Consider the following 20,925-nt stretch of genomic DNA (forward strand, 5'->3'; position numbering starts at 1 on the left):
CGAAGCCAGTCACATGACGGGTCACGCCCACCGCTGCCAGCCATCAGCCCATCACCGAAGGACTGACCCGGCCAGCCTCACAGTCACCTGATCATTCCGGGTCGGCGGTCAGAGGTAGCGGCGGTAGACGACGGTCGCGACCATCGCCGGCTTGCTGCCGCCCTCGGTCTCCACCGTGACCGCGAGGTTCATCTGCACGCCGCCCTCGAACGGCGTGGCCGCCTCGAGGGTCGCCCCCGCCCGCACCTTCGCGCCGACCGGCACCGGGGAGGGGAAGCGCACCTTCTCCGTGCCGTAGTTGACGCCCATCCGGAAGCCGGTGATCTCCACGATCTCGGGCATCAGCGACGGCAGCAGCGACAGGGTCAGGTAGCCGTGCGCGATGGGCCCGCCGAACGGGCTCTCCTTCTTCGCCCGCTCCGGGTCGACGTGGATCCACTGGTGGTCACCGGTGGCCTCGGCGAACTGGTTCACCTGCTCCTGGGTGATCGTCACCCAGTCGCTGTAGCCCAGGTGCCGGCCCACCAGCCCCTGGACCCCCTCGACGCCGTCGGCCGTCGTCTGCGCCATCTGCTCTGCCTCCTCGTGCACGGGTCTGCTTGGCTGACTCCACCACACACCACGATCGGACGGGGAGCGGGTTGCTGCGACTGGGGGCCCTCGACGTCCCGGACGGCCGGTTCGTGGTGATGGCGATCGTGAACCGCACGCCGGACTCGTTCTACGACCGTGGCGCCACCTTCGAGCTGGCCGCCGCCGTCGAGCGGGTGGGCCGGGTGGTCGACGAGGGTGCGGACATGGTCGACGTCGGCGGGGTGAAGGCTGCGCCCGGGGACGACGTCTCCCCCGCCGAGGAGGTGCGGCGCACGGTCGACCTGGTGGCCGCCATCCGCGCCGCGCACCCGGCGCTGCCGATCTCGATCGACACCTGGCGGGCCGAGGTGGCCCGGGAGGCGCTGGCCGCCGGCGCCGACGTCGTGAACGACGCCTGGGGCGGGGTGGACCCGGAGCTGGCGGCCGTGGCCGCCGAGGCCGGCGCCGGGCTCGTCTGCACGCACGCCGGCGGGCTGCCCCCGCGGACCCGCCCGCACCGGGTCGCCTACGCCGACGTCGTCGCCGACGTGGTGGCCCGGACGACGGCGCTGGCGGAGGCGGCCGTCGCCGCGGGGGTGGACCGCGAGCGGGTGCTGGTCGACCCCGGGCACGACTTCGGCAAGAACACCCGGCACTCGCTGGAGGCCACCCGGCGGCTGGGCGAGCTGGTCGGCACCGGCTGGCCGGTGCTCGTGGCGCTGTCGAACAAGGACTTCGTCGGCGAGACCCTCGACGTCCCGCTCGACGAGCGGCTCACCGGCACGCTGGCCGCGACCGCGGTGAGCGCCTGGCTGGGCGCCCGGGTGTTCCGCGCCCACGACGTCGCGCTCACCCGGCAGACGCTGGACATGGTCGCGTCGATCCAGGGCACCCGACCGCCGGTGCGCACCGTCCGCGGCCTCGCCTGAACCCCCGGAATGATCAGGTGACCTGATCATTCCGGGTCCTGGCTCACGGTCGACGGTGAGCCAGGACCCCATACCGTGAGCCAGGACCGCGTCGGGCCGCCGCGCAGCTGCTGATGGCCCGCGTGGCACACCGGCGCCGGATGTCCCCCCGCCCGGCCCGCCGAGCCGCTCGCTAGGTTCCCGTCCATGTCCGCCACCGGGTTCCTGACCGCCGACGAGCTCAACGCCCTCCTGCCGGGCACCTTCCCCGGGCTGCTGGGCATCGTGATCGACTCGCACGAGCGTGGGCGCCTGACCAGCCACCTCGACGTCCGGCCCGAGCTACTGGCGCCCAACGGCTACCTGCACGCCGGCACCGTGGTCACCCTCGCCGACACCAGCTGCGGGCTGCCCACGCGGGCGCTGCTGCCCGAGGGCGCGAGCGGCTTCACCACCATCGAGCTCAAGAGCAACCACCTGAGCACCGCGCGCGAGGGCCGGATCGCCTGCGTGGCCACCAACGTGCACGCCGGGCGCACCACCCAGGTCTGGGACGCCGTGGTGACCAACGCCGAGAGCGGGAGGACGATCGCGCTGTTCCGTTGCACCCAGTCGGTGCTCTGGCCCCGCTGACCGGGCGAACCCGCCGGTAACCCCCTTGTGAGCGGGCACACCACCAGTGTGAGACTGGCGCCACACCACTGTGCGAGGAGGAACACCCGTGGCGCTGTCCAGCCCGTATCCCGACGTCGAGATCCCGAACGTCTCCGTCCCCGAGTTCGTCCTGGCAGCCGGCCGGGAGAAGCCCGACGCGCCGGCGCTGATCGACGGCCTCAAGGGCGACGTGATCACCCACGGCCAGCTGGCCCAGTACGTCGACCGGGTGGCCGCCAACCTGCACGCCCGCGGCCTGCGCAAGGGTGACGTCGTCGCCGTCTTCTGCCCGAACACCCCGTGGTTCCCGGTCGTCTTCCACGGCATCGCCGCCGCCGGCTGCGTGATGAGCCCGATCAACTCGCTCTACACGCCCGACGAGATCGCCTTCCAGCTGAAGGACTCCGGCGCGAAGATCCTGATCACCATCGGGCTGTTCCTCGACCGCGCGACCGCGGCCGCGGAGAAGTCCCCCGTCGACGAGATCGTCGTGCTGGACGGCGCGGAGGGGCACGCCAACCTCTTCGACCTGCTGGGCGCCGACGCGCCGTCGGTGCAGGTGGACATCGACCCGGCCAACGACCTGGTCACGCTGCCCTACTCCAGCGGCACCACCGGCCTGCCCAAGGGCGTCATGCTCACCCACCGCAACCTGGTGGCGAACGTGGCGCAGTGCCTGCCGCTGCTCAAGACGGGTGCGGACGAGCGGATCATCGCCGTCCTGCCGTTCTTCCACATCTACGGCCTCACGGTGCTGATGAACCAGGGCCTGGCGCTGGGCGGCGCGGTGGTGACCCTCCCCCGCTTCGACCTCGAGGACTTCCTGCGCACCATCCAGGACCAGAAGATCACCCGCGCGTTCGTCGCGCCCCCGATCCTCCTCGCGCTGGCCAAGCACCCGGCGGTCGACCAGTACGACCTGTCGTCCCTGACGTCGATCACCTCGGGCGCGGCCCCGCTGGACGAGCAGCTCGCGCTGGCCGCCCAGAACCGGCTCCGCAAGGGCGCCGACGACGGCGTCACCGTCGCGCAGGGGTACGGCATGACCGAGCTCTCGCCGGTCTCGCACACCAGCCCCGACCCCTCCGCCCTGCCCCCTGGCGTCACCGAGGTGCCCAAGGGCTCGGTCGGCTTCGCCATCCCCAACACCGAGTGCCGGCTGATCGACCCGGGCACGGGTGAGGACGCCGCCGAGGGCGAGCGCGGCGAGCTGTGGGTGCGCGGCCCGCAGGTGATGAAGGGCTACCTCAACAACCCCGACGCCACCGCCGGCACCCTCGACAGCGACGGCTGGCTGCACACCGGCGACGTCGCGATCGTCGACGCGAACGGCTGCTACACGGTCGTCGACCGGGTGAAGGAGCTGATCAAGTACAAGGGCTACCAGGTGGCCCCGGCCGAGCTCGAGGCCGTGCTGATCAACCACCCGGAGATCGCCGACGCCGCCGTCATCGGCGTGCCCGAGAAGGAGAGCGGCGAGGAGCTGCCGAAGGCGTTCGTCGTCCGCGCGCCGGGCTCGGAGATCACCGAGGACGCCGTCATGGCCTACATGGCCGAGAAGGTGGCCCCGCACAAGAAGATCCGGTTCGTCGAGTTCATCGAGCAGGTGCCGAAGTCGGCGGCCGGCAAGATCCTGCGCAAGGACCTCAAGGCCCGGGCCTGACCGACGACGACGGCGCCGCGTCCCCCCGGGGGCGCGGCGCCGTCGCGCGTCCGGGGGCCGGTGCGGCCGGCCGGCGGGCGGTCACCGGCGCGACGCCGGTGACCCGTTTGTAGGCCCGCGAGAAGGCGGCCTCCGACTCGTACCCCAGCCGCCCGGCCAGCTCACCGACCCGCGCGCCACGCCCCAGCTCGACCGTGGCCAGGTGCATCCGCCACCGGGTCACGTACCGCAGCGCCGGCTCCCCGGCCAGCTCGGTGAAGCGGACCGCGAACGCCGACCGGGACATCCTGGCCTCGCGGGCCAGCCGGTCCAGCGTCCAGGGGGCGCCCGGATCGCGGTGCACGCTCGCGACCGCCCGCCCCACCTGCTCGTCGCGCAGCGCCCGCAGCCAGCCCGGCCCCGTGGCCGCCGTGTCCAGCCAGCCGCGCACCGCCTGGATCACCACGACGTCGGCCAGCCGGGTGACCACGGATTCGGCACCCGGCCGGTCCTGCCGCACCTCGTCGGCGATCATGCCCAGGAGGACGGTGAGCCAGCCGCGGCTGTCGCCCGCCGCCACCAGGAGCACCGGCGGCAGCAGGTCCAGGAGGTGGGTGGCCCCGGGCCGCTCGGGCTCCACGACGCCGCAGACCTGCCGGATCCGCTCGCCGCCGCCCTCGACGCGCAGCACCGAGTAGTGGTCGGCCAGGTAGTCCTGCGGCAGCAGGTCGGCCCGGCCCGAGATCGGCGCGCCCGGCCCGCTGCGCAGCAGGTGCCCGCGGCCGTGCGGCACGAGGGCGAGATCGCCGGGACCCAGCGGGTACGACCGGCCGTCCAGCTCGAGCAGGCAGCTGCCCTCGATGACGACGTGGAAGCTCATGCAGCCCTCCAGGGCCGGCATCTCCACGCCGAAGGGGGCGCTGCCCTCCGTCCGGCAGTAGAAGGTGCCCCGCATGCGGAGGTCGCCGAGCACCTCGCCCAGCGGGTCCGCGGGCGACCACGGAGCGGTGGGATCGACGGTCACGGCCCCAGCCTGGCGCGCCGCCGACCGGGCGTCCAGGGTCGCCGGACGAACGGTCATGGAACCCGGATGCCCGGTCATTCTGCGCGACCGGCCGTCCGGAGCACGGTGGGCGCACGCCGGTCGACGGGGTCGGCGCAGTCGGAGGGAGCAGGTCATGCGGGTACTGGTCGTCGGGGCGACAGGTGGATCGGGACGGGCGGCGGTCGACGCCCTCGTCGGAGCGGGGCACGAGGTGACGGCGTTCGCCCGGCGGGCGTCGGCGGCGTTCGGAGAGCGGGCCGGCGTCCGGCCGGTCGACGGCGACGCGACGGTGCCGGCGGACGTCGAGCGCGCGGTGCAGGGTCAGGACGCCGTCGTGGTGACCCTGGGCATCAGCGAGAACACGCTGAAGGTGCGGCTGCTGGGCAGCTCGGGCACCCCGATGGACGTCCGGTCGCGCGGAACGGCGGTGGTCGTGGCCGCGATGCGCGCGCACGGGGTGCGCCGGCTGGTCGTGCAGAGCTCCTTCGGCGTCGGGCCGACCCGGGAGCTGCTCCCGCTGTCCAGCCGAGTGGTCTTCGCGCTGATGATCCGGCAGCAGATCCAGGACACCGAACGGCAGGAACGCGTCGTGCGCGCCAGCGGGCTGGACTGGACGATCGTGCAGCCGGTCTACCTGACCGACGCCGAGGAGCCGGCCGCCCGCTCGATCACCGGGGAGGTGCAGGGGATGAAGGTGTCCCGCCGGGCGGTGGGCGCGGTGCTGGCCGAGCTCGCGGCCGGACCGGCGGACCGGGGCGCCACCGTCGCGGTGTCGGGCGCGGCCGCCGTGCCGGTCCCCGCCTGAGCGACGAGGGCGCCGCCGGAGCGCGGAGATGCGCACGGACGCGGGTATCCGGCCGGTACGACCGCGGTCGTGCGCATATCCGCGGAGGCGGCGTCGTCCCGAGGCTCGGCCCGAGCCTGCGAGGGTGAGGAGGACGGGATCCTTCTAGGGTCGGGGCATGCGCGCGGTGACGATCAGCGAACCCGGTGGCCCCGAGGTGCTCGGCTGGGGCGAGGTGCCCGACCCGGTGTGCGGCCCCGGCGAGGTGGTGGTCGACGTCGCCGCGACCGCGGTGAACCGGGCCGACCTGCTGCAGCGGCAGGGCTTCTACCCGCCGCCGAAGGGCGCCAGCGCGGTGCTGGGCCTGGAATGCAGCGGGGTGATCAGCGAGGTCGGCGAGGGGGTCACCGGCTGGTCGGTCGGCGACGAGGTGTGCGCGCTGCTCGCCGGTGGCGGGTACGCCGAGCGGGTCGCCGTCCCCGCCGTCCAGCTGCTGCCCCGGCCCGCCGGGGTCGAGCTGGCCACCGCCGCGGCGCTGCCGGAGGTGGCCTGCACGGTGTGGTCCAACGTGTTCATGCTCGCCCGGCTGGCCAGGGGGGAGAACTTCCTGGTGCACGGTGGCTCCAGCGGCATCGGCACGATGGCGATCCAGCTGGCCGCCCGCGCGGGGGCGCGGGTGTTCACCACCGCGGGCACGCCGGCCAAGCTGGACGTGTGCCGGGAGCTGGGGGCCGACGTGGCCGTCAACTACCGCGACGAGGACTTCGTCGAGCGGGTGCGCGCGGAGACCGGGGGCCGCGGGGTCGACGTCGTCCTGGACAACATGGGCGCGAAGTACCTGGCCCGCAACGTCGAGGCCCTCGCCGACGGCGGCCGGCTGGTCATCATCGGCATGCAGGGCGGCAGCAAGGCCGAGCTCGACATCAACGCGCTGCTGCGCAAGCGCGGCTCGGTGCACGCGACCGCGCTGCGCTCCCGCCCGGCCACCGGCCCGGGCGGGAAGGAGGCCATCGTCGCCGCCGTCCGGCACGACGTGTGGCCCGACGTCGAGCGCGGCACGATCCGGCCGATCGTGGACCGCCGGCTGCCGATGTCGCGGGCCGCCGAGGCGCACCGGGTCGTCGAGGCCAGCGAGCACGTCGGCAAGGTGCTGCTCGTCCCGGGCCAGTAGCGGTCAGCGGGGGCGCAGGCCGGCGACGGCGTCGACGATCCGGCCGACCTCGTCGGCGGTGTTGTAGTGCATCAGGCCCAGCCGCACCGCGCCGCCGTCGTCGTTGACGCCGAGGGCGTCGAACAGCTCGCGGGCGTAGAAGTCGCCGTCCCAGGCGCAGATCCCGTCGCGGGCGAGCTCGGCGGCCACCTGGCGGGGGCGCATCCCGGCGACGGTGAACGAGAGCGTGGGCGTGCAGCGCTCCGGCTCCCCGAGCACCTGCACGTGCCGCATGGCCCGCAGCGCCTGGTCCAGCCAGTCGAACAGGCCGCCCTCGTGGCGGGCGACCGCGGCCATCGACGCCCGCAGCCGGTCCCGCCGGGAGCCGGCCGCCTCGGCGCAGAGCCCGGCCAGGTGGTCGACGGCGGCGCTGACGCCCGCGTACAGCTCGTAGGGCGGGGAGCCGGTCTCGAACCGGTCGGGCACCCGGTTCGGGGCGGGCAGCAGCTTGTCGGGCCGCAGGTACTCCAGGACGTCGGGGTCGGCCACCACCGCGCCGACGTGCGGGCCGCACCACTTGTGCGCCGAGACGGCGACGAAGTCCGCACCCAGGGAGGCCTGGTCGAGGAAGACGTGCGGCGCGGCGTGCACGGCGTCGACGTAGACCAGGGCACCCACCGCGTGCGCCTGGGCGGCGATGCCGGCGACGTCCGGCCGCGTGCCGAGCGCGCTGCTGGCCGCGGTCACCGCCACCAGCCGGGTGCGGCGGGTCAGCAGCTCGGCGTACTGCCAGGCAGGCAGCTCGCCGGTCTCGATGTCCACCTCGGCCCACCGCACCTGGACACCGGTCGCGGCCGCCGCCTGCACCCACGGCCGCACGTTGGCGTCGTGGTCGAGGCGGCTGAGCACGATCTCGTCACCGGGCCGCCAGGTGCGGGCCAGCGCCCGCGCCACGGCGTAGGTTAGCGAGGTCATGTTGGGCCCGAGGACGACGCCGCCGGGCCGGCCGCCGACCAGGTCGGCGACGGCCGCGCGGGCGCCGGTGACCAGCGCCTCGGCCCGCCCGGACGCCGGGAAGACCCCGCCCCGGGGGGCGATCGGCATCCGCATCACGGAGCCGACCGCGTGCGCCACGTTCTCCGGCACGAGCGACCCGGCCGGGCCGTCGGCGTGCACGTAGCCGTCGGACAGCGCCGGGAACAGGCCCCGCACCCGGGCGACGTCGAGTCGCCCGGCCGCCGATGACATGCGAGGCACCCTAGTTCCTGGTGCTCCCGGCCCCTGCGCCGTGCCGGACCGCCCGCCGCCACCCCCCCGCCCGTCGGTCGGCTGTCCCCGGCAGCAGGCAGGATGGGGAGCATGACGGCACCGGAGAACGGCAGCGAACGTCCCCAGCAGGTGGTCGTGGTGGGGCCCGACGGACGCCCCGTCGGCACCGTGCCCATGCCCCAGACCGCCGGCGGGGACGACGACGGCGACGGCGGCATGCAGGTCGGCGAGCTGGTCGAGCAGCCGGCGAAGGTCATGCGGATCGGGACGATGATCAAGCAGCTCCTGGAAGAGGTGCGCGCAGCGCCCCTGGACGACGCCAGCCGCAACCGGCTGCGGGACATCCACGCCTCGTCGATCCGGGAGCTCGAGCAGGGGCTCGCCCCCGAGCTGCGGGAGGAGCTCGAGCGGATCACCCTGCCGTTCACCGAGGGGGAGACGCCGTCGGACGCGGAGCTCCGGATCGCGCAGGCCCAGCTGGTGGGGTGGCTGGAGGGCGTCTTCCACGGCATCCAGACGGCGCTGTTCGCCCAGCAGATGGCGGCGCGGGCACAGCTGGAGGAGATCCGCCGCAAGGCGCTCCCCGGCGGCCAGGCGCCCGGTCAGCAGGCGGACTTCCGGCCCGGCGGCGGCCAGTACCTCTGACGGGTGCACGGATGATCACCTGATCTGGTGATCATCTGCGCGGCGACGGTTCACCGACCGTGACCGAACCCACCAGTGGCCCCGACACCGGAGTGCTCCGGTGCTGACCGCTGGAGGAACAGTGACCGCTGGAACGTCCCCCGTGCAGGGAACCCGGAGCAGCCAGAACGGCCTGGCCGTCGCCTCGCTCGTCACGGGCATCGTCGGCATCGTCTTCGCCGTGCTCTTCGCCATCGTCGGCCTGGCGCTCGGCGTCGTGGCCGTCGCGCTGGGCGCCGTCGCCCGCCGGGGCGGCACGCGGAGCGGGCAGGCCACCACCGGCCTGGTGACCGGTGCCCTGGCGATCGTCATCGCCGTCGTGAACATGGTCATCGCCTACAACGTCCTCACCTGAGCGACACGGCGACGGCGCCGCCCCCCGAGGTGGGGGACGGCGCCGTCGTCGGTCCTGCCGGGCTCAGACGGTGAAGCGGGCCACCGCCTGCTGCAGCTCCCCGCTCATCCGGGCCAGCTCCCCGGCCGCGGACTGCGCGTCGGCGACCCGCTGGTTGGTCTCCTGGGTGCCCGCGGCCAGCCCGGAGATCGCCGCGGCGATGCCCTGGGTGCCGCTGGCCGCCTCGGCCACGTTGCGGTTCATCTCGTTGGTGGTCGCGGTCTGCTCCTCCACCGCCGCGGCGATCGTGGCCTGGAAGTCGTTGATCTCCCCGATCACCGAACTGATCTGGCTGATCGCATCCACCGCACCGGCGGTGTCGGCCTGGATCGCCTCCACCCGCTTGGAGATGTCCTCGGTCGCCCGCGCCGTCTCCTGCGCCAGCTCCTTGACCTCGCTGGCCACCACGGCGAAGCCCTTGCCGGCCTCCCCCGCCCGCGCCGCCTCGATCGTGGCGTTCAGCGCCAGCAGGTTCGTCTGCTCCGCGATCCCGTTGATCAGCTTGATCACCGTGGCGATCTCCTGCGAGGAGTCACCCAGCTTCCCGACCGTCTTCGTGGTGTTCTCCGCCACCGACACCGCCTGCCCGGCGACCCGCGACGCCTCCGAGGCGTTCTGGCTGATCTCCCGGATCGCCGACTCCATCTGCGACGAACCGGTGGCCACCGTGTCCACGCTGGAGGCCACCGCACCGGCCGAGGCCACCACGTCATCGGCCTGACCCGCCGCCGTGCGGGCGTTGGTGGCGATGCCCTCGGCCGCGGAGTCGAGCTTCTGCGATGCGTCGGCGAGCCGGTTCGCCGAGTCGCCGACCAGCCGCAGCACGCCGCCGATCGCGTCCAGCGTCTCGTCCAGCGACTGCGCCATCTCCTCCAGCTCGGCACCACCGGTGCGGCCGGCCCGCACGGTCAGGTCACCGGCGGCCACCTGGCCGAGCACCTCGCGGATGCGCTGCACCGGACGGGTCACGCCGCGGGCGACCAGGAAGGCGAGCAGCACCGAGATCACGAGGCCGGCGACCATGATGATCAGCGTCAGGGTGCGGCCCTGGTCGTAGGTCTCCTCCGCCTCGGCGGCGGTGGCCTGCGCGTCCTCGGCGGCCGCCGCGGTGGCGGCGGCGATCGACTCCGAGATGACCGCTTCCTGCTCGTTCATCGCGCCGAGGATCTGCATCACGCCGGCCGGGTCGCCCGCCAGGCCGGCGGTCTGGAGCTGGCCGAGCAGGCCGAGGTACGCCTCGACGGCGGCGCTGTACTCCCCGAACGCGGCGGCGGTCTCGGCACCGAGGGGGAGCTCCCCGGCGGCCTGCATCCGCTCGGTCATGCGCTGCATGACGGCGGCCGCCTCTTCCTTGGCGTTCGCGATGCTCGCCGGCGGCAGGCTCGGGATGGCGCCACGGGCGGTGTTCGTGGAGAACTCCCACCAGTCCGACTGGAGCGAGCGCAGGGCGTCCAGCGGGACGGCGCCGTCGTCGTAGACCGCCTGCGCCTGGTCGCTGAGCACCGACATCCGCTGGATGCCGAAGCCGCCCACGCCGACGGTGGTCACGGCGACCAGGAGGATGGCACCGAGCATCCGGCCGCGCAGGCCGACTGCGGACAGCCCCCGCCGGGCACGCTGGTCAGCGGCGTCGCTCCCCTGGGGCTCTGGCTGGTGCGCGTACTCCATCGATCGCTCGCTTCCGTGGGTCAGTGAGCGACGGTCGCTCCCAACGCCTTTCGGCAGCTCGCGCCGGAAGTTGAGCCGGTGGGTCGCCGAACCGGTCCAGGACGCGCGCCGGGCGGGTGGCCTCCGTGGAGACCACCCGCCCGGACCCTGCCCCGCTGGCTGCGTCAGACGGTGAAGCGGGCGACCGCCTGCTGCAGCTCCCCGCTCATCCGGGCCAGCTCCCCGGCCGCGGACTGCGCGTCGGCGACCCGCTGGTTGGTCTCCTGGGTGCCCGCGGCCAGCCCGGAGATCGCCGCGGCGATGCCCTGGGTGCCGCTGGCCGCCTCGGCCACGTTGCGGTTCATCTCGTTGGTGGTCGCGGTCTGCTCCTCCACCGCCGCGGCGATCGTGGCCTGGAAGTCGTTGATCTCCCCGATCACCGAACTGATCTGGCTGATCGCATCCACCGCACCGGCGGTGTCGGCCTGGATCGCCTCCACCCGCTTGGAGATGTCCTCGGTCGCCCGCGCCGTCTCCTGCGCCAGCTCCTTGACCTCGCTGGCCACCACGGCGAAGCCCTTGCCGGCCTCCCCCGCCCGCGCCGCCTCGATCGTGGCGTTCAGCGCCAGCAGGTTCGTCTGCTCCGCGATCCCGTTGATCAGCTTGATCACCGTGGCGATCTCCTGCGAGGAGTCACCCAGCTTCCCGACCGTCTTCGTGGTGTTCTCCGCCACCGACACCGCCTGCCCGGCGACCCGCGACGCCTCCGAGGCGTTCTGGCTGATCTCCCGGATCGCCGACTCCATCTGCGACGAACCGGTGGCCACCGTGTCCACGCTGGAGGCCACCGCACCGGCCGAGGCCACCACGTCATCGGCCTGACCCGCCGCCGTGCGGGCGTTGGTGGCGATGCCCTCGGCCGCGGAGTTCAGCTGCTGCGACGCCGCCGCCAGGCGGGTCGAGGAGTCGTTCACCAGCACCAGCACGTTGCCGATCGCGTCGAGGGTGCGGTCGACCGAGGCCGACACGCGGGCCAGCTCGGCGCCACCGGTCGGCCCGACGCGCACGCTCAGGTCGCCGTCGGCCACCTGGTCGAGGACCTCGCTGATCCGCTGGACCGGGCGGATGATGCTGCGGGCCACCAGCACGGCCAGCCCCACCGACACGACCAGGCCGATCGCGATGACCACGAAGGTCAGGGTGCGGGCGTCCTCGGCCGCGGCGGCGGCGTCCTCGGCGATGCTGTCGGCGAACGCCGACTGGGCGTCGGCGGCCTCGGTGAGGGCGCTGATCGCCTCGATCTCGGCCGCGTCCAGCTCGTCGCCGGCGTTCTCGAGCTGCGCCATCTGCGCCGGGTCACCGCTCTGCAGCACGGTGATGATCTCGCCGAGCTTGGTGAAGTAGGCGTTCATCGCCGGCTCGAAGCGGTCGAAGGCCGCCCGCGATTCCGCACCCAGCGGCTCCCCGTCGACGAGCGCGGTGAGCTCCTCGACGCGGGCTTGCACCTCGGTGGCGCGGGACTGGTACTGGGCGACGGCCTCGGGCCGCAGGCCGGGGATCGAGGTGCGCGCCGAGTTGGCCTGGTACTCCCACCAGGCCGCCTGCAGGAGGCGGATCTCGTCGAGCGGCACGGTGCCGTCGTGGTAGATCTGGTCGGCCTGGTCGCTGAGCACGGTCACGCGCGAGGCGCCGATGATGCCGACCGCCACCGTGGTCATCGCGACCAGCAGGATCGCCAGCAGCAGCCGGGCCTGCAGGCCGACCCGGCCGAACACCGCTCGCACACCTCCGTCCGTCGCGTCGGGGTCGGGGTGAGGGGGTGCGAGGGCGTCCACGCGGAGTCTCCTGGTGAGCTGAACCGCTCCACCGGCGGTCGTCTGCTCCCGTTCTCGGCAGCCCGCCGCCACGCTCGACCCGATCCATCACTGGAATTCCTCCAGTGCCCGGCGGGGGTCTACAGCGCAGCCAGGAAGGCGGCCACCCCGTCGGCGTCGTTGGTGCCGGTCACGTCGGTGGCGACGGCGAGCAGATCCGGATGGGCATGCGCCATCGCGACGGCCCGGCCGCCCCCGTCGCGCACCCACTCGAAGGCGGCGATGTCGTTGGGCATGTCGCCGAACACGACCACGTCCTCCGGCGCGACGCCGTGCCGGGCGGCGACCTCCGCCAGCCCGGTGGCCTTCGTGACACCGGGCGCGGAGATCTCCGCCAGCGCGTCGGTGGAGGAGTTGGTCACCGTGCCGCGTTCCCCCACGACATCGTGGACGAGCTGCACGAACGCGTCCCGCGTCATGGACTCGTGCCGCGCCAGCAGCTTGGCGGCCGGGGTGGCCGTCATCTCCGGCAGGGTCGCCGCCGCCACGCCCGGGGCGTCGACGTCCCAGCGCGGGCGGTACACCGGCTCGTGGCGGAACTCCCAGCCGTACTCGACGGCGAACCACATCGTGGGCTCGTGCACCCGGAGCTCCGCGGTGATCGCCGCCAGCGCGTCCGGCAGCAGGGGCGCCTCGTCGAGGATCTCCATCGGCTCGAGGTCCAGCAGCACCGCACCGTTGCAGCAGACGGCGGTGCCGTGGCGCAGCACCTCGCGGATGCCGTGCATCCAGCGCGGCGGCCGGCCGGTGGCCAGCACCAGCGGCACGCCGGACGCCCGCCACCGCTCCAGCTCGGCGACGGTCGCCGGGCTCACCGACTCGTCGTGCCGCAGCAGCGTGCCGTCCATGTCGCTGGCGATGAGCCGGGGCTTCCAGTCAGACATCGCGCACCCGGTCAGACACCGCGCCCCGGTCAGACACTGCGCCCCGCTCAGACACCGAGCACCGCCTCCAGGTAGCGGGCGACGCCGTCGGCGCGGTGCCCGCTGGTCAGCTGCCCGGCGACCGCGCGCACCGACGGATGGGCGTTGGCCACGGCGACCGCCCGGCCGCCGGCCCCGGCCACCGCGCCGAGCATCGGCAGGTCGTTGGGCATGTCGCCGAACACGAGGACGTCGCCGAAGCCGACCCCGTACCGCTCGAGCGCCACCGCGAGGCCGGTGGCCTTGGTGATGCCCGGCGGGAGCACCTCGATGAAGCCCAGCCCGGCGTGGGTCAGCTCCGCGTCGGCCGGGTCGACGACCGAGCGGGCGAGCGCGAGCAGGTCGTCCTGCCCGATCCCCGGCGCGCGCAGGAAGACCTTCAGCACCGGCCCGGCCGGCAGCACCTCCTCGCGGGAGAGCAGCTGCGCGCCCTCCGGGTAGGGCCAGTCGAAGCCGTGCTGCACGCGCAGCCGGGCGTGCACCTCGGCCTGCTCCGCCGCATCCTCCACGGCGAGCACCAGCTCGCCGGCCACCGCCTCGATCCGCTCGACGACGGCGGCCGCCTGCGCCCGGGGCAGCGCGACCGCGCGCAGCACCTCGTCCCGCTCCAGGTCGACGACGAAGCCACCCTGCGCCAGGACGGCGATCCCCCGCCCGTCGAGGGCCGCCCGCACGCTGTCGAGCAGCCGCGGGCCCCGGCCGGTCACCCCGATCACCGGGATGCCGGCGTCCCAGCAGGCAGTCAGCGCCGCGCGGGTGCGGGGGCTGACCTCGCCGGCGTGGTCGAGCAGGGTGCCGTCGAGGTCGGTGGCCACCAGCTTCGGCCGCCACGGCCCCAGCTCCCCGAGCTCCACGACCTGGTCGGCGCCGGGCAGGACGCCGTAGGCCTGCAGCGCCTTCGGCCGCTCCCGCGTCATGCGGGGGGCACCGGGGCCGCGAGCGTCATCCCCGGTGTCAGCGCCTCGACGCCGCCGAGCCACGGGCGCAGCACGACCGGCACGTGCACGGAGCCGTCGGCGCGCTGGTGCACCTCCAGCAGGCAGGCGATGGTCCGGGCGATCGCGCACAGCGTCCCGTTGAGCGTGGCGGCGGTCTGCGTCTTCCCGTCGTCGTCCCGGTAGCGGATGTTCAGCCGGCGGGCCTGGAAGGTCGTGCAGTCCGACGTCGAGGTCAGCTCCCGGTAGGTGCCCTGGGTGGGGAACCACGCCTCGATGTCGTACTTGCGGGTCGCGCTGGTGCCCAGGTCGCCGGCGGCGATGTCGACGACGCGGTAGGGCAGCTCGAGGGCGGAGAGGAACTCCTCCTCCCAAGCCAGCAGCCGCAAATGCTCGGCGGCGGTGTCCTCCGGCCGGGCGAAGCTGAACATCTCGACCTTGTCGAACCAGTGCACCCGGATGATGCCGCGGGTGTCCTTGCCGTACGAGCCGGCCTCCCGGCGGAAGCAGGAGGACCACCCGGCGTAGCGCTTCGGGCCCTTCGACAGGTCGAGCACCTCGCCGCCGTGCATGCCGGCCAGCGCGACCTCCGAGGTGCCGACGAGGTACAGGTCGTCGCGCTCGATCCGGTACACCTCCTCGTCGTGCTCGCCGAGGAAGCCGGTGCCCTCCATCGCGCTGGGCTTCACCAGGGCCGGCGCGATCACCGGGGTGAAGCCGGCTGCGACGGCGCGGGAGATGGCCAGCTGGGCGAGCGCGAACTCCAGCAGCGCGCCGGGGCCGGTCAGGAAGTAGAACCGGGAGCCCGACACCTTGGCGCCGCGCTCCATGTCGATCGCGCCGAGCCGCTCGCCGATCTCGATGTGGTCGCGCACCTCGAAGTCGTACGTGGGCACCTCGCCGACGGTGCGGATGGTGACCGCGTCGTCCTCACCGCCGGGGGGCACCTCGTCGGCCACCACGTTGGGGATGCGCACGTGCACGTCGCGGAGGGCGGCGTCGGCGGCGCGCTGTGCCTCCTCGGCCTCCTTCACCTGCGCGGCCAGCGCCTTGGCGCGCTCGAGCACGGCCGGGCGCTCCTCGGGGGATGCCTTCTTCACCGCCTGGGAGGCGTTCTTCTGCTCGCCCCGCAGGTCGTCGGCCCGCTTGACCGCCTCCCGCCGGGCGACGTCCGCGGCGAGGAGGGCGTCGACCAGGGAGTCGTCGGCCCCCCGCGCACGCTGGCTGGCACGGACGAGGTCGGGGTTCTCGCGCACGAGCCGGAGGTCGATCACGTGGACGAGAGTAACGAGGGCCGCCCCCGCGACGGCCGGGACACGGGAGCCGCTCCGCGAGGGGCACGTGCCGTCGCGGGGCCCGGAGGGCTCCCGACGGCGTGGGCCCGACGCGCTCGTCGCCGCAGGGGAACGGCTCCTGGTCGCGGTGTCGTCCGGAGGACGACAATGGGCACATGCGCTTCCTGCAGCGGCCCGACCACGACCTGACCTACTCCGACGTCTTCATGGTGCCGGCGCACTCGACGGTCGGGTCGCGACTCGAGGTCGACCTGACCACGCCGGACCGGGTCGGGACGACGATCCCGGTCGTCGTCGCCAACATGACGGCCATCTCCGGCCGGCGGATGGCCGAGACCGTGGCCCGGCGGGGCGGCCTGGCCGTGCTGCCGCAGGACATCCCGGTCGACGTCGTCGCCGAGGTGGTGTCGTGGGTGAAGCACCGGCACCCGGTCTACGACACCCCGATCACCCTCTCCCCCACCTCCACGGTCGGCGAGGCGCTCTCGCTGCTGACCAAGCGGGCGCACGGCATCGTCGTGGTGGTGGAGGACGGCGCGCCCGTCGGCGTGGTCACCGACGGGCAGTGCCAGGGCGTCGACCGGTTCACCCAGCTCTCGGAGGTCATGACCCGCGAGCCCCTGACCATCCCCGCCGGCACCGACCTGCCGAAGATCTTCGACGTGCTCTCCGGTGAGCGGATCAGCGCGGCACCCGTGGTGGAGGGCGACCGGCTGGTCGGCGTCATCACCAGGAAGGGCGCGCTGCGCTCGGCGATCTACACCCCGGCGGTCAACGGCGACGGGCACCTGCTCACCTCGGCCGCGGTCGGCATCAACGGCGACGTCGCGGGCAAGGCGCGCGCCCTGCTGGCGGCGGGCGTCGACGTGCTGGTGGTCGACACCGCGCACGGCCACCAGGACAAGGCGGTCGAGGCGGTGCGGGCGGTGCGCTCGGTGGCCGGCGCCGTGCCGGTCGTCGCCGGCAACGTGGTGACGGCGCAGGGCACCCGCGACCTGGTCGAGGCCGGTGCCGACGTCGTCAAGGTCGGCGTGGGCCCGGGCGCCATGTGCACCACGCGGATGATGACCGGTGTCGGCCGGCCGCAGTTCTCCGCCGTCGAGGAGTGCGCCGCCGAGGCCCGCTCGCTGGGCAGGCACGTGTGGGCCGACGGCGGCGTGCGGCACCCGCGCGACATCGCCCTGGCGCTGGCCGCCGGCGCGGCGAACGTGATGGTCGGCTCCTGGTTCGCCGGCACCTACGAGAGCGCCGGGGACATCCACGACGACGGCGGCCGGCTGTACAAGGAGTCCTTCGGCATGGCGTCGGCCCGCGCGGTCAAGGCCCGGACGGCGACCCAGAGCGGTTTCGAGCGGGCGCGGGCCGGGCTGTTCGAGGAGGGCATCTCCTCGTCCCGGATGTACCTGGACCCGCAGCGCCCGGGCGTCGAGGACCTGATCGACCAGATCGTGGCCGGCGTGCGGTCCTCGGCCACCTACGCGGGCGCGCGCACCGTCGACGAGCTGCACGAGCGGGCGGTGCTGGGGGTGCAGAGCTCGGCCGGCTACGAGGAGGGCCGGCCGCTGCCGACGTCCTGGTGAAGGCGCTCCCCCAGCCGGTCTTCGAGGCGCTGGTGGCCGACGCGCTCGACCAGGTCCCGCCCGAGCTGATGGCGCTGCTGGACAACGTCGTCGTCCTCGTGGAGGACCGGAACCCCGAGGACCCCGAGCTGCTCGGGCTCTACGAGGGGTTCGCGCTGACCGAGCGCGGCTGGGACTACGGCGGGGCCCTGCCCGACCGGATCATGATCTACCGCGAGGCGATCTGCGACATCTGCGAGACCGAGGAGGAGGTCGTCGAGGAGGTCACGATCACCGTCGTCCACGAGATCGCGCACCACTTCGGCATCGAGGAGGACCGCCTCCACGAGCTCGGCTGGGGCTGACGAAGGACCCTCCGGCCCCCACGCCTCGCACGCTCGGCGCGGGCCCCTGCCGAAGGGCCGTTCCAGGACGTCACCCCGTAGCGTTGCGAGACGTGTCCGAGAACAGCGCCGGCAAGTTGCCGATCAAGATGCTGCACGACCGCATCCTGGTCGCGCTCCGCAAGGAGGACGGCGAGCGCCGGTCGACCGGGGGCATCCTCATCCCGGCCACGGCCCAGGTGGCCAAGCGGCTGGTGTGGGGCGAGGCGAAGGGCGTCGGCCCGAGCGTGCGCCAGGTGAAGGTCGGCGACCAGGTGCTCTTCTCCCCCGAGGACCAGCACGAGGTCGAGGTGCACGGCGAGGACCTGATCATCCTGCGCGAGCGCGACGTGCACGCCGTCGCCGCCGAGCGCATCGAGGAGTCGACCGGCCTCTACCTCTGAGGCGAGGTCAGCACCGGCAGCGTGCCGGTCAGCAGCTCGTCGGCCCGGACCCGGTCGAGGACGTCGTCGGGGAGGTCGTCCTCGCAGTCCAGCCCGCGGGCGATCAGGCCGCGGTACGTCTCGATCTTGGCCCGCACCACCGCCAGGTCGTCCTGCAGCTCGACCAGCCGCTGCTCGATCTGGGCGCACTGCTGCTCCAGCAGGGCCATCCGCTCCGGGTGGTGGGCCAGCTCACCGCCCCCGAGCTCGATGAACTGCCGCACGTCGGCCACCGGCATCCCGGTGCGCCGCAGCGCCTGCACCAGCCGGATGAACCGCAGGGCGCCCGGCGGGTACCGCCGCCGGCCGTCGGTGCTCCGCTCCACCAGCGGGAGGAGCCCCTCGCGCTCGTACCAGCGCAGCGTGTCGATGCTCAGCCCGGTCTCCTCGGAGACCTGCCGGATGCCCAGGGCCGGTGCCGCTGCCGTGTCCACGCGGTCGAGGCTAGGACTGCGCACGGTCACCCGGCCCCGGCTCGGCCGCGGCCCGTCCGGTGATCGACGCCATGGCGAGCACCGCGCGCCGCCGGGAGAGCAGCCGGACCGCGGTGGCCGCCACCCGGTTGGCCCGGCCGACCGCCACGCTCGGCGGCGGGGTCCGCCGGTCGAGTGCTCGCAGCGCGGCGGCCACCACCTCCCCCGGCGCCTGCCGGCCCCGGCCGCCGTCGGCCGCGTCGTTGCCCACGACGTCGAAGAACTCCGTGTCGGTGGCCCCGGGCGGGAGCGCGAGCACCCGCAGGCCGGTGCCCAGCGACTCCTGCCACAGCGCCTCGGTGAAGCTCAGCACGAACGCCTTGGCCGCGGCGTAGACCGCCATGTCGGGGCTCGGCACGTAGGCGGACATGCTGGCCACGTTCACCAGGACGCCGCCGGACGCGCGGAGCCGGTCGACGAACGCGCGGCTGATGTCGACCAGCGCGGTCACGTCGACGGCGATCATCTCGGCCAGCCGGTCGGGGTCCTCCCGGTGGAACGGCCCGGAGGTGCCGAAGCCGGCGCAGTTGACCACGGCGGTGACCGCGAGGCCCCGCCGGTCGACCTCCGCGGCGAGCGCCCGGCCGGCCGCCGGCCCGGCGAGGTCCAGCGGGAGCACGGTCGCCACGATCCCGTGCGCGGCGGTCAGCTCCGCGGCCAGGCCCGCCAGCCGGTCGGCGCGCCGGGCCACCAGCACGAGGTCCGACCCGCGCGCCGCCAGCTCCCGGGCGAACTCGGCGCCGATCCCGGCGCTGGCGCCGGTGACCAGCGCGGTCTGCCCGCGCCAGTCCACCCGGCTCACGAGGCCACCGCCAGCACGAAGCGGTACCGGACGTCGTTGCGCGCGAGCCGCTCCAGCGCGGTGTTCACCTGGTCCAGCGGCAGCACCTCGACGTCGGCGGTGATCCCGTGCTCGCCGCAGAAGTCGAGCAGCTCTTGGGTCTCCGCGGTACCGGCGGAACCCGAGACGACGAGCGAGCGGCCCAGCAGGCTCATCGGCGGCACCACGTACCGCTCGGGCAGGCCGAGCACGCACAGCGTCCCGTCCAGCCGGAGCGCCCCCAGGTAGGGCGCGAGGTCGTGCTCGGCCGAGGCGGTGTCCAGCACGAAGTCCAGCCGGCCGGAGAGCGCGCCCATCGCGTCCGCATCGGTGGACACGACGACGTCGTGCGCACCGAGGGCCCGGGCGTCGGCCTCCTTGGCCGGCGAGGTGGTGAACACCGTGACCCGGGCGCCCAGCGCGACGGCGAACCGCACCGCGAGGTGACCCAGACCCCCGAGGCCCACGATGCCGACCTGCTGCCCGGGGCCGACCCCGCCGCGCCGCAGCGGCCCCCAGGTGGACACGCCGGCGCACATCAGCGGGGCGACGGCGGCCGGCTCGAGCCCCGCGGGGAGGGCGTAGACGAAGGCGTCGCGGGCCACGTACTCCGTCGAATAGGCGCCTTGGGTGGGGCTGCCGTCGCGCAGGTCGCGCCCGCCGTAGGTCAACGCGGGGAACTCCAGGCAGTAGGGCTCGCGGAACGCGAGGCAGTTCGCGCACACGCCGCAGGAGTCGACGATGTTGCCGACGGCGACCGCGTCGCCCGCCCGGAAGCGGGTGACGTCGGAGCCGACCTCGGCGACCTCGCCGACGAACTCGTGGCCGGGCACCAGCGGCGGCGCCCCCGTCCCGAGCCCTTCTACCGCGTGCAGGTCGCTGTGGCAGACGCCCACGTGGGTGACCCGCACGGCGACGTCGTCGGGACGCAGCTCCCGGCGGGTGAACTCCAGCGGCCGCAGCCGCCCGTCCGGCTCGAAGGCCGCGTACCCGGTCACAGATCGCATGTGGCGGACGCTAGGAGCTGGAGTGCACTCCAGCGCAACCCCCCGGTGAGGAGCCTTGCCGCCGGAGCGCACCGTCCGCGATCATGCCCGCGTGATCAGGACCGACCGCCCCCACGCCCTCGCCGTCGGCGTCTGGGCGGTGTTCGTGGTCGCGTCGGTGGCGCTGGCCGCCCAGCCGGGCGACCCGGGGGCCATCCCGGCCCACTGGCTCCTGATCCTCGCGGTGCTCGGGGTGCTCGCGTTCCTCGGCAACCGGACGGCCTATGCCGCGCTCGTGGTGCTGAACGTCGTCCTGCTGGGGACGGCGCTGCTGCTCGCCCTGCCGGTGCCGGCCGCGCTCTGGGCCTGGTACGGGCTGGTCGGCGCGGCCCTGGGCGCGCTGGTCGGGATCCCGCTGCTCGCCCGCCGGGTCGCGGTCGGTCCGACCACCTGACCGACGCCGTGCGCCGATGCGCGGTTCCGC

Annotated in this window: 22 protein-coding genes; 11 read left to right on the top strand and 11 right to left on the bottom strand. The window is 74.1% G+C overall.

Features of this window, described 5'->3' with window-relative positions; translation table 11 throughout:
- Positions 1-108: 108 nt before the first annotated feature.
- Complete coding sequence (locus BD833_RS18870; protein WP_279536034.1) at positions 109-591, bottom strand: MaoC family dehydratase; 483 nt, start codon at positions 589-591, stop codon at positions 109-111.
- Between the two features lie 50 nt (positions 592-641).
- Between BD833_RS18870 and folP the strand changes: the two genes are divergently transcribed.
- From folP to BD833_RS18885, 3 genes are all read left to right on the top strand, one after another.
- Positions 642-1,502: a dihydropteroate synthase gene (gene folP / locus BD833_RS18875; RefSeq protein ID WP_166534704.1), complete on the top strand. Its 861-nt coding sequence runs from the start codon at positions 642-644 to the stop codon at positions 1,500-1,502.
- 186 nt (positions 1,503-1,688) lie between these two features.
- A complete protein-coding gene (locus BD833_RS18880; RefSeq protein ID WP_166534705.1) occupies positions 1,689-2,114 on the top strand; it encodes a PaaI family thioesterase in 426 nt (141 codons plus the stop codon).
- Positions 2,115-2,202: 88 nt separating this feature from the next.
- Positions 2,203-3,798, top strand: a complete 1,596-nt coding sequence (locus BD833_RS18885; RefSeq protein ID WP_166534706.1) for an AMP-binding protein — start codon at positions 2,203-2,205, stop codon at positions 3,796-3,798.
- Here the strand turns inward: BD833_RS18885 and BD833_RS18890 are convergent.
- On the bottom strand, positions 3,782-4,801 hold the full coding sequence (locus BD833_RS18890; protein ID WP_243737799.1) for an AraC family transcriptional regulator: 1,020 nt from the start codon (positions 4,799-4,801) through the stop codon (positions 3,782-3,784). The two genes, BD833_RS18885 and BD833_RS18890, sit on opposite strands and share 17 nt — an antisense overlap.
- Before the next feature lie 154 nt (positions 4,802-4,955).
- Between BD833_RS18890 and BD833_RS18895 the strand changes: the two genes are divergently transcribed.
- Both BD833_RS18895 and BD833_RS18900 read left to right on the top strand, forming a co-directional pair.
- Positions 4,956-5,627: an NAD(P)-dependent oxidoreductase gene (locus BD833_RS18895; protein ID WP_166534708.1), complete on the top strand. Its 672-nt coding sequence runs from the start codon at positions 4,956-4,958 to the stop codon at positions 5,625-5,627.
- 157 nt (positions 5,628-5,784) lie between these two features.
- A complete protein-coding gene (locus BD833_RS18900; RefSeq protein ID WP_166534709.1) occupies positions 5,785-6,777 on the top strand; it encodes an NAD(P)H-quinone oxidoreductase in 993 nt (330 codons plus the stop codon).
- Positions 6,778-6,780: 3 nt separating this feature from the next.
- On the opposite strand, the gene BD833_RS18905 is transcribed toward BD833_RS18900, so the two are convergent.
- Positions 6,781-8,004, bottom strand: coding sequence for a cysteine desulfurase-like protein (locus BD833_RS18905; RefSeq protein WP_166534710.1), 1,224 nt, complete (start codon positions 8,002-8,004; stop codon positions 6,781-6,783).
- 111 nt (positions 8,005-8,115) lie between these two features.
- Here BD833_RS18905 and BD833_RS18910 point away from each other — a divergent pair, with 111 nt between their 5' ends.
- Both BD833_RS18910 and BD833_RS18915 read left to right on the top strand, forming a co-directional pair.
- Positions 8,116-8,670, top strand: coding sequence for a bacterial proteasome activator family protein (locus tag BD833_RS18910; RefSeq protein WP_166534711.1), 555 nt, complete (start codon positions 8,116-8,118; stop codon positions 8,668-8,670).
- A 121-nt stretch (positions 8,671-8,791) separates the two neighbouring features.
- Positions 8,792-9,064, top strand: a complete 273-nt coding sequence (locus BD833_RS18915; protein ID WP_166534712.1) for a DUF4190 domain-containing protein — start codon at positions 8,792-8,794, stop codon at positions 9,062-9,064.
- Between the two features lie 63 nt (positions 9,065-9,127).
- Here BD833_RS18915 and BD833_RS18920 read toward each other — a convergent pair whose 3' ends face one another.
- The 5 genes from BD833_RS18920 to serS form a co-directional block, all read right to left on the bottom strand.
- Positions 9,128-10,771, bottom strand: a complete 1,644-nt coding sequence (locus tag BD833_RS18920; RefSeq protein ID WP_166534713.1) for a methyl-accepting chemotaxis protein — start codon at positions 10,769-10,771, stop codon at positions 9,128-9,130.
- Between the two features lie 164 nt (positions 10,772-10,935).
- Complete coding sequence (locus BD833_RS18925) at positions 10,936-12,525, bottom strand: methyl-accepting chemotaxis protein (protein ID WP_243737800.1); 1,590 nt, start codon at positions 12,523-12,525, stop codon at positions 10,936-10,938.
- Between the two features lie 179 nt (positions 12,526-12,704).
- Positions 12,705-13,508, bottom strand: a complete 804-nt coding sequence (locus tag BD833_RS18930; protein WP_166534714.1) for an HAD family hydrolase — start codon at positions 13,506-13,508, stop codon at positions 12,705-12,707.
- A 47-nt stretch (positions 13,509-13,555) separates the two neighbouring features.
- Positions 13,556-14,464 carry an HAD family hydrolase gene (locus tag BD833_RS18935; protein ID WP_166534715.1) on the bottom strand — a complete coding sequence of 303 codons (909 nt, stop codon included), beginning with the start codon at positions 14,462-14,464 and terminating at the stop codon, positions 13,556-13,558.
- A complete protein-coding gene (gene serS, locus BD833_RS18940; protein WP_166534716.1) occupies positions 14,461-15,756 on the bottom strand; it encodes a serine--tRNA ligase in 1,296 nt (431 codons plus the stop codon). Before serS ends, BD833_RS18935 begins: the two co-directional genes overlap by 4 nt.
- Before the next feature lie 176 nt (positions 15,757-15,932).
- On the opposite strand from serS, the gene BD833_RS18945 reads away from it, so the two are divergent.
- The 3 genes from BD833_RS18945 (at position 15,933) to BD833_RS18955 (ending at position 18,123) form a co-directional block, all read left to right on the top strand.
- The gene (locus BD833_RS18945) at positions 15,933-17,357 is read left to right on the top strand and encodes a GuaB1 family IMP dehydrogenase-related protein (protein ID WP_166534717.1); all 1,425 of its coding nucleotides are present in this window, start codon (positions 15,933-15,935) and stop codon (positions 17,355-17,357) included.
- Positions 17,354-17,701 (top strand): metallopeptidase family protein, encoded by a 348-nt coding sequence (locus BD833_RS18950; protein WP_166534718.1) that lies wholly within the window; start codon positions 17,354-17,356, stop codon positions 17,699-17,701. Before BD833_RS18945 ends, BD833_RS18950 begins: the two co-directional genes overlap by 4 nt.
- A 92-nt stretch (positions 17,702-17,793) precedes the next feature.
- Positions 17,794-18,123, top strand: a complete 330-nt coding sequence (locus BD833_RS18955; RefSeq protein WP_243737801.1) for a GroES family chaperonin — start codon at positions 17,794-17,796, stop codon at positions 18,121-18,123.
- Here the strand turns inward: BD833_RS18955 and BD833_RS18960 are convergent.
- Genes BD833_RS18960 through BD833_RS18970 form a run of 3 tightly spaced genes read right to left on the bottom strand, consistent with a single transcriptional unit; the run spans position 18,114 to position 20,462 of the window.
- Complete coding sequence (locus BD833_RS18960) at positions 18,114-18,596, bottom strand: MerR family transcriptional regulator (RefSeq protein ID WP_166534719.1); 483 nt, start codon at positions 18,594-18,596, stop codon at positions 18,114-18,116. The two genes, BD833_RS18955 and BD833_RS18960, sit on opposite strands and share 10 nt — an antisense overlap.
- 10 nt (positions 18,597-18,606) lie before the next feature.
- Positions 18,607-19,437, bottom strand: a complete 831-nt coding sequence (locus tag BD833_RS18965) for an SDR family NAD(P)-dependent oxidoreductase (RefSeq protein ID WP_166534720.1) — start codon at positions 19,435-19,437, stop codon at positions 18,607-18,609.
- Entirely contained in the window at positions 19,434-20,462 is a 1,029-nt protein-coding gene (locus BD833_RS18970; RefSeq protein ID WP_166534721.1) for an NAD(P)-dependent alcohol dehydrogenase, read from the bottom strand. The genes BD833_RS18965 and BD833_RS18970 overlap by 4 nt, the downstream gene beginning before the upstream one ends.
- A gap of 91 nt (positions 20,463-20,553) precedes the next feature.
- Here BD833_RS18970 and BD833_RS18975 point away from each other — a divergent pair, with 91 nt between their 5' ends.
- Complete coding sequence (locus BD833_RS18975; protein WP_166534722.1) at positions 20,554-20,895, top strand: hypothetical protein; 342 nt, start codon at positions 20,554-20,556, stop codon at positions 20,893-20,895.
- Positions 20,896-20,925: the final 30 nt, after the last annotated feature.

It is taken from the genome of Blastococcus xanthinilyticus, from assembly GCF_008124835.1.
Taxonomy (GTDB): Bacteria; Actinomycetota; Actinomycetes; order Mycobacteriales; family Geodermatophilaceae; genus Blastococcus; species Blastococcus xanthinilyticus.